The 8,446-nt window shown below is 40.7% G+C and carries 6 protein-coding genes; 1 reads left to right on the forward strand and 5 read right to left on the reverse strand.

From position 1 onward, the window contains the following. Positions 1–117 precede the first annotated feature (117 nt). The 5 genes from MMU05_RS22265 to MMU05_RS22285 all read right to left on the reverse strand — a co-directional run bounded on the left by MMU05_RS22265 (position 118) and on the right by MMU05_RS22285 (position 7,001). Positions 118–1,500 carry a TolC family protein gene (locus MMU05_RS22265; RefSeq protein WP_241143861.1) on the reverse strand — a complete coding sequence of 461 codons (1,383 nt, stop codon included), beginning with the start codon at positions 1,498–1,500 and terminating at the stop codon, positions 118–120. Positions 1,501–1,502: 2 nt separating this feature from the next. Further along, a complete protein-coding gene (locus tag MMU05_RS22270; RefSeq protein WP_241143862.1) occupies positions 1,503–2,855 on the reverse strand; it encodes an HlyD family secretion protein in 1,353 nt (450 codons plus the stop codon). A gap of 11 nt (positions 2,856–2,866) precedes the next feature. After that, positions 2,867–4,567 carry a peptidase domain-containing ABC transporter gene (locus tag MMU05_RS22275; protein WP_241143863.1) on the reverse strand — a complete coding sequence of 567 codons (1,701 nt, stop codon included), beginning with the start codon at positions 4,565–4,567 and terminating at the stop codon, positions 2,867–2,869. Beyond that, positions 4,557–5,237 carry a TetR/AcrR family transcriptional regulator gene (locus tag MMU05_RS22280; protein ID WP_241143864.1) on the reverse strand — a complete coding sequence of 227 codons (681 nt, stop codon included), beginning with the start codon at positions 5,235–5,237 and terminating at the stop codon, positions 4,557–4,559. Before MMU05_RS22280 ends, MMU05_RS22275 begins: the two co-directional genes overlap by 11 nt. 117 nt (positions 5,238–5,354) lie before the next feature. Beyond that, positions 5,355–7,001, reverse strand: coding sequence for a M28 family metallopeptidase (locus MMU05_RS22285; protein ID WP_241143865.1), 1,647 nt, complete (start codon positions 6,999–7,001; stop codon positions 5,355–5,357). Between the two features lie 150 nt (positions 7,002–7,151). Between MMU05_RS22285 and MMU05_RS22290 the strand changes: the two genes are divergently transcribed. Then, complete coding sequence (locus tag MMU05_RS22290) at positions 7,152–8,180, forward strand: alpha/beta hydrolase (RefSeq protein WP_241143866.1); 1,029 nt, start codon at positions 7,152–7,154, stop codon at positions 8,178–8,180. Positions 8,181–8,446: the final 266 nt, after the last annotated feature.

The raw sequence follows: 8,446 nt of genomic DNA on the forward strand, positions 1-8,446 counted from the left end.
CAGATCCAAAGATTTGCGGGATATACTTTTTAAATCCAAGGAAAATTTTTCTTTCTATCTTTTAATTTCAAAATTAAAACGGGGTTGCTATGGTCTATGGACTGAATGACTTTTACCTCACTCATCAAATCCCAAACCTGCCGCATTCAACATTTTGGCATAAGCGGATTTTCTTTTGGCGGCAAGGTCATTGAGTGTCGTCTGGGCACTGATAAGGCTGACTTCACGTGCATTGACAAGGAAAAGGGAACTTTCGCCGATTTCAAACCTCATCATTTCCCCCCTTAAAAGTTTTTGAAGCCCATTTACATTGTTGGTGTAGATTCCAAGCTGTTGTTCGACTGTCTCAAAGTTATAAATTTCACTTTCCAGTTTGGTAGTCAGTTTCAATAGCTTCAGATCCCTTTCATAAGTTTTGAAGTTAATCTTGGCTTTTGTCAAACCTAGGTTTCCCCTCTCTCCTCTCAAAAACAACGGCATGGAAAACGTTGCACCAATTTTGTAATTATTTTCCAAAAAAGGAGATAATTCAAAATCATTGAGTTTTTCAACCAAGAAATTATAATTTACCTTCAATACAGGAAGCAACATATTTGACTTGTACCTCCTATCGATCTGAAGAGACTCAATGTCATAATCAGTCATAAGCAATTGAGGATGCCTGAAAATATACTCCCGCATCGTTTCTTTGTTGTAATCAAAGAGTAATTGATCAAGTACATTTTCGGGATAAACCGATTCCAAAAGCTCTACGGGTTCATTGTTTTCATCCCAAAGGAAAGTATTTAGAAACTGGGTAGCTTTGAAGTATTGAATCTGGGCAGACTGAAGTCGGTAAATCCTATCCATCACTTGGGTATAGGCTTCTACCGTATCAATGGCAGGAAAATCACCCTGAAGATAACTTTCCTTCACCATCTCAAACCGTTCTTCGGCGAGTTTTACCCCTCCTTCCAAAATCTTTACATTTTGATAATCGGCAGCCCAAGACCAATATGCCTCTGTGGATTCCATAAAAAGGTCGTTGAGAATCTGGACCCTCTCAGCTTTGGTGGATTCGACGTAGACTTGTGCCTGCCTTAAAGCTGCCCTCCTTTTGTCTATCAAAAGACCCTGCGCAAGATTGACAGAGGCGCCCAATGCAGCCAAACCATCCTCCGGTACTTCCAATTCCGGGTTTAGCAAGGTACCGGAATTATATTCCACCATTCCTTTCAATTCTACCCCTGCCATGGTTGGGATTACAAGACCGGCTTCCCTTTTGTCAAAATAGTTTGCGTTTTTAAATCTCTTTGCTTCATAATCTCCATAAAGCCTAGGGTCAAATCCTCCTCGTGAAGCCCGGAGTTCCATTTCTCCAAACTCGACTGTGATATCAGCCTGCTTGGCCACAGGATGAAACCCCCTAACCCAGGTCAGGTAATTGTCATAGGAAAGCATTTCCTGACCTAAGGCAAGATTTGTAAGTCCAAATGTCAACAATAGAAAAATCCTCCGCATGGTTATTTGCTTTTTCTGTTTTCAGCTTTTTCTCTTGCTGTGTAATAATCCGCAGGGAAACCGTTGAGCTGTCGCCATACTTCGTACCAAAGTGGTACATCGTTCAATAAAGCAATACCATCTGCACCCGATCCTATTCTCAATTGTGCTGGCCAAGGTTTTTCCTCAATGTCCTCTACTACCAATATCCTGTACTTGCCATCAGGTCCGGCAAAATTATCAATAGCTTGGACCACGCCTCCAAAAGTGCCGTTGGTGATCTGAGGCCACCCTGAGAATACGATCGCCGGCCATCCGTCAAAGATAAACCTGACTTTATTTCCCAATCTGATCAACGGAAAATCTACCGGATCCACAAACATTTCTACTGCAAGCTGTGCATTTCCGGGAAGGATACTGATAATTTCTGCACCTTCCTTGATGGTCTCACCGATACCCACCTGTATAGCTTCTGTGATATAACCATCCTGTGGTGCCAAAATATGTCGATAACCTGTCCTTACTTCGTAATTTGAGTATTGGTTTTCAAGTTTGGTTGCAGTACCCTCAGCGTCAAATTGGGAGGACATCGCCTCATACATATCAGCGGATGCTTTGGCCATTTTATCCCTGAAGTCATTATCAATGGCATTCAACTCAATCTGGGCTGCAATCAAAGCGTTTTTACTTTTAAGCAAGTTATTCTCTGCAGCAACCAACCCTGCCTGAACTTCCTGAAATCGGAGTTCTCTCTGTTCAAAATCCGTCAGAGATCTAAGACCTTCCTGATAGAGTTTGTCAGTACGCTTGAGCTGGTCTGTTCCTACTTTAAAATTCACTTTTGATTGTTGAAACCTGATACTATCGGAAATAACATTGAGTTCAGCCATCCTGAGTCTGTTTTCCGCCTGCTCTTTTCTAAGCACATTGTTTTCCTTTAGGGCCTGGATCTGGATTTCCAACGACCTTACTTTCTCGGAATAAGATTTGGCAGACATTGTTTTGGCATCCACTTGCAATTGCGTCCTTTCCAAAAGCATCGGATCGAAATAATCATCCTTGATCTCTGATATCCAAAGCACAGTATCCCCTTTTTTGACATAATCCCCTTCTGCCACATACCATTTTTCGATTCTACCCGCAATGATAGAATGAACCGTCTGTGGGCGTTGGTCAGGCCTCAAGGCTGTTACAAACCCTTTGGAACTAATGTTTTGAGTCCAAGGCAAAAACAAAAACAAAAACGTGCCGATCAAAGCCCAAAGGAGAATCTGGATTCTCTTCCTGCTCTCATCTTTTGGAATGGTCATTTCAAGACTCTTGAAATCCTCGAAAGACACATTTCCTGAAATTTTATTTTTAGAAATTCCTAACATGGCTTTGCGGGTTATAGGTCATTGGATTTAAAAAACTCCTCAGTACTTCCATCAAATACCAGCTTGCCGTGTTCAAGTTTAATAACCCTAGGAAATCTCTTGATAGTTTCGATATTCTCAGAAATCATCATCACTGTCCATGGACCTTTAAGTATGTATTCGACAATCCTTTGTTTTTCTTCCGGATCAAAGTGAGCAATCATATCTTCCAATAAAATCGCTTTTGGATTGTTGACCAAACATCTTGCGAGCACGATCTTGCTGGTGATTGACTTACTGAGGCCCTGCCCTTCAGGCATCAGCTCGGTGTCCCAGTCGTCAGGAAGTTTGTAGATATAATCCTTAAGGCCGACTATTCCTAGTATTTCCTTGACATGGGCATCATCTACATCCTTTTTGAGGGTCACATTTTCATAAATTGAACCATGGAAAATAGACTGATGGGATAGACTATCCCCGATATAACTCCTGAGCCTATCAAGATTCATCGTATCTATAGGAAGCCCATTGATAATAATCCTGCCTCTGTAATCAGTAAATAGTCCTGATATAAGATACATCAAAGTACTCTTGCCACTTCCACTCTTTCCTGTCAGGATTACTTTTTCCCCTGCATTCAGATCAAAAGTCAGGTTGTCAATAATCTCGAAAGAGGTGTCTTTTGATTTGTAGCTCAGGTTTTTGACCTGAAACTGAAGGCTCTCATTGTTTGTAGTCAGAGACTTCTCTGTTCCTTCCTGCCTTTCGATAGGCATGTCCATGATCTGACCGATTTTTTCGGCGGCGGTCAAGGTATCATACACGACGTCAAGAGAAAGTATGAGCTTTTCAACAGAACTCACAATCAAAATGATGATCACCTCAGCAGCCACAAACTGTCCGATACTTATCTGGTTGTCAATCAACAACAAACTTCCCACGATCAATAAAGTAGTCACAATCAAAGCTTTGAATGCAATCATCACTTTGTATTGAAACACCAAGACAGCAAAGTGTTTGTTACGGAATTCGACGTAAGCCATCAACAATTTATCAATTGTGTAAAAAGGAAGTTTGGAATTACCGGCCAATTTGAAAGTGGCCATGGTCCGTCCGATTTCTTCCAACCAATAGGCTGTTTTGTATTTGAGAGTAGAGACTTTCAGGTTGGTTTCCATCCCTTTTGGGCTGGTGAAATAGAAAATCAAAACCACCAAGGCTATCAAAATCAAACTGAAAATCAGGAAAAACACATTATACAATGCCAATAGAATCATCCCGAAGAAGATCTGAACCATCGAAAATGAAAAATCTATCAGGATCTTGGACATGCCCTTTTGTAGGTTTACAGCATCGAAAAACCTGTTGACAAGCTCAGGGGGATATTTGCCATGGAGTTCATCCATCTTGAGCCTTGGCAGCCTATAGGCAAAGCCAAATCCTACTTTGGTAAAAATCCGCTGTTCCAGTTTTTCTGTCAAGTACAATTGGGAAATCTGAAGAAACCCTCCAAATGAAATCCCCAATGCGACTACCAAAACCATGATCAACCATGCCGTGCTGACCCTCCCTCCCAATACGAAATTGACGATAGCCTGAATCCCCAAAGGATAAATCAAGGAAACTGCACCATTCAATACGGAATAAAAGTAGATGGAATACACCTCCTTCTTTTCTTCTTTGAGAAGACTAAAAAACCGCTTTAATGGGGTGGTTGCGTATTCAATTTTCATTTTGGATGGTTTTAAAGACTAAGTTATTGAAAAAATCAATCCTCCTTTTATCTCCGGGAACTTGCTCGGTCAGTCCGGGCAAATGCTTGGAATAATAAGATTGTATCAGGCTTGATTCCATTACTGTAGACACTAATGTTTTAGGAAATTCAAACTCCGGATTGATTTCCAAAATAAGGTCGGCAATTCTTTCACTCAATTTATTGAAATGGTTGAAAAAACCCTTTTTATATTCTTCATCCACCTCTTTGGTCATAAATGCTTTATTGGCTTGGTCTGTAAGCAAATTTCTCAAGGAAATAGGGTCAATAAAATCGTTTTGAGTAAAAATAGGTCCATTTACCAAAATCCTGATCGCAATTTCCAGTTTCTGGTAAGGATCTGTCAGGTTGGCTGTACCAAACACAAAGTTTTGCTCCAAATACCCCCAATACCAGGAATTCAAAAACAATAGCAACTTATGCTTGTTTTCGAAATAACGGTAAATAGCAGACTCTGTGCAATCAATACCCACAGAAAGTTTCTTGAAGGTAAATTGCTCAAACCCTAATTCCTGCATCATCAAGACACTCTTTAAGATAATGTCTTTTCCGAGTTCCGAGCTGAAAGGATCCTTTAGGAATATATCAGGATTGATTTCAACTCGTATTTTTTTGAGAATGTTTTCCATTTTTCCTTGTTGAACAATCAGAAAACGTGTAATTCTCACAAATGGTTTAAAACACTAAAAAAAAGTTTGTATTACTAACAAAAAGAAGACCTGCTTCAAAAAAGCAGGTCTTCTTTTTTATCTCTTCATGTAGGAATCCCTCACTGCTTTAAACTCAGAGCCTTCCTTCCATCCGGGCCAAGCAGTGCTGTTCGATAATTTTTTACCTACTTCATACAGAACCTGTACATCGCCTAACATGGCGTCATAGTCCCACTTTGTTGGGTCATAATTGTCTCCAGGTTTGTGGTAAATTTCTGTATTGTACTTTGATTCCAATTCCTTCCCATATTCTTTACCTTTTTCAACATGATCTATTCCTGTACCAATATAAAGTGCAGGAATCCCTATTTTCGCAAAATTGAAATGGTCAGACCTGTAATAAGATCCGGCGGACGGAGTAGATTCGGGACTGCTGTATCTTCCTACCTTTTCTAATTCGACATTGAGTATATCCTCCAATTCTGATTGCCCCATACCAATAAGAGCAACGTCTTTCATTTTTCCATAAGGATTCATTCCGTCGAGGTTGATATTGGCAACCGTCTTTTCCTTCGGATAAACAGGGTTTTGGGAATAATAGGCGGATCCTAACAATCCCTGTTCCTCGGCCGTCACCGTCAAAAACACAACCGACCGTTCTGGTTTTGCATCTTCTTTAAATGCCTTCGCCATACCTAGGAGCGCGGCGGTTCCGCTTGCATTGTCCCATGCGCCATTGTAGATGCTGTCCCCTTTTTCATCCGGCGCACCGATGCCCAAATGGTCCCAATGGGCAGTATAGATGATATATTCGTCGGGGTATTTGCTTCCTGTGATTTTGGCGATTACATTTTTGGACACATCATATTTAGCCGCTACAGTCATGGAGGTACTTGCTGTCAGGTTCATCGGGATGGCCTGAAAATCAGATTTTCTAGCTTTTTCAAAAAGCTCAGTTTCATTTAATCCCGCCAAAGTAAACAACTGACTTGCCACCGGTTGCGTGATCCAACCTTCAAACATCGCCTGATAGGACGGGTTATTTCTCGTATCCAAAGAAAGTCTCGAAGTATTCCAGTTGTTTTGGATGACATTGAAGCCATATCCGGCAGGACCAGTATTGTGGATGATCAAAGTTCCCAAGGCGCCTTGTTTTGCAGCTTCTTCCATTTTGTAGGTCCATCGCCCATAGTAGGTCATGGTATTTCCACGAAAAAAGGAAACATCTTCAGTTCCATAACCAGGGTCATTGACTAGTAAAACGACGATCTTTCCCTCGACATCAATATTTTTATAATCATTCCATCCGTACTCCGGAGCGACGATTCCGTATCCTGCAAAAACCAAATCAGCATCATTAATAGTCAATAAAGAATCGGTACGTTTGGTCCAGATGACATAATCCTCCAATCCCTTCAATTCTATGGTATTGTCTTTTGATTTGACAGTCATGGAAGGAGCCGGTTGGGACAATATAGATACCAAAGGAACATCTTGAAAGTAACTTTCTCCGTTGCCTGGTTCAATGCCGAGTGTTTGGTATGCTTGTGCTAGGTATTGGACAGTTTTTGTTTCCCCTTCGGTAAATGGTAATCTTCCCATAAAATCATCCGAGGCCAATTGGATGATGTGGGGCTCGACATCTTCTTTGGGGATTTGGTAAGGTGTGACCTCCGGAGATTGGCATGAATTAAAAATTGAAACCAATAAGGAGGCAATAAAGAGCATGTTAGTTTTTTTCATATTGAAATGGTCTTAGCCAAAATTAACAAAAATACCCCAAACCTGCACAGGAAGTAAAAATCAATACCAAATGTATCTGAATTCCTATAAAGCGATTGGTTAAATGAGAGCAAGGTTATAGATTTATAAAGTATTCAACTACCTCGGCCCATGAAAAAAGCATTACAGTTTTTATTAGGATTCACGATGATCCTCGCAATCGTCTATATCCTAGGTCCCAAATCCAAAGTAGAAGACTTATCAGGAACTTACCCTGAAGTACCCACAAGGATGGGCGAATTGCAGGCTTTTATCCAGGCCAAAAGTGATACAGTGGTTGGATTGAAACCTGGCAATGAAGCAAGAATAGTCTGGGCAGACAGCGCCAACAAAAGCAAAACTCCCTACTCCATCGTCTATATCCATGGATTCGGGGCAAGCAATATGGAAGGGAATCCTGTTCACCGGGAACTTGCAGCGTATTTTGGTGCCAATTTATACCTTGTCCGACTTCCCGAACATGGTATCAGCCGGCCAGACGGTTTCAGACATCTGACTGCCCAAAAGTTGGTTGATGAGGTAAGGGAGGCTTATATGGTCGGTAAGAGTCTTGGAGATTCCGTCATCATCGTGGGGACATCCATGGGTGGGGCACTTTCTTTGGTGCTTGCTTCTGAAAGGCCTGACATGAAGGCATTGGTACTTTATAGTCCCGCAGTAAGGGAATATGGGGAGGCTTTGGAAATATTTTTCAAACCATGGCTTTCTTATCTGGCTGAGAAATTCCAATATGAAAACGGAACGATCATCAACAACAGAGAGGGAGAAAAAGAGAAATATTGGTCTAGAGAATACCATTTGAACAGTTACCGTAGCCTTGGTATATTGATCAGGAGTAAAATGAATCCCGAGACTTTTAATGAAATCAAGCAGCCTTTGTTTTTGGGATATTATTACAAAAATGAAGACGAGCAGGACAAAGTGGTTTCCGTCCCCAAAATGCAGGAAATGTACGGTCAGGTCAAGACACCGGAAAACAATAAAGTGAAAGTCGCTTTTCCTGAATCGGGAGACCATGTCATTGCTTCAAGTATTACCTCCAAAGATTGGGAAGGGGTGCTGAGAGAAACAAAGAAATTTTTGGAAGAAGTGGCGGGGTTGAAGAAAAAGGAAAAGTTGGAATCGATCCTAAATGAATAAAATTCAGGGGAATTATTCTCTAGAAATATTGATTTTAAAGTGAAATCCTTAAATTAGAAAAGAAATACTTTTATCATGAATCCTATAGAAACAAAATATAGCCTCCTCACAGAATCCGAAAAAAAACAAATAGACGAAGCTATCGATTTAATACTTTCCAAAAAGAAAAACGAAAATTCTTTTATCTGTCTATTCGGTATTTTGCACGTAAGGATAAATTGAAGCAATAATCAATCTGTCGAATAGCTTTTCTCCGAAATATCTTC

The organism is Cognataquiflexum rubidum (assembly GCF_022538115.1).
Classification (GTDB): domain Bacteria; phylum Bacteroidota; class Bacteroidia; order Cytophagales; family Cyclobacteriaceae; genus Cognataquiflexum; species Cognataquiflexum rubidum.